Annotated in this window: 1 pseudogene; it reads left to right on the forward strand. The window is 65.9% G+C overall.

Annotated elements, in window-relative coordinates:
- Window positions 1-246 (forward strand): annotated as a pseudogene (locus EOC06_RS39250) (sensor histidine kinase); the annotation flags it as partial.

The following is a 246-nucleotide window of genomic DNA, read 5'->3' on the forward strand; positions in this document are numbered from 1 at the left end:
ATCAGCGGCAGACCGGGGCTGTACCTTGCCAGCCGCGTCGACGATGGCGGCAAGCCGCTTGGCGTTGCGGTGCTGAAGGTCGAACTCGACGGCGTCGAAGCCAATTGGCGTTCCAGCGGTTTCCTTGTGTTCATCACTGATGAACGCGGCGTGGTGCTGGCTACCAGCCAGCCCGACTGGCGGTTCCGTGCGCTGGCGCCACTGTCGGCCGAGGACACCGCCGCAGCCCACGAGCAGCTCCAATTG

The organism is Mesorhizobium sp. M7A.F.Ca.MR.362.00.0.0, from assembly GCF_004023175.1.
Lineage (GTDB): Bacteria > Pseudomonadota > Alphaproteobacteria > Rhizobiales > Rhizobiaceae > Mesorhizobium.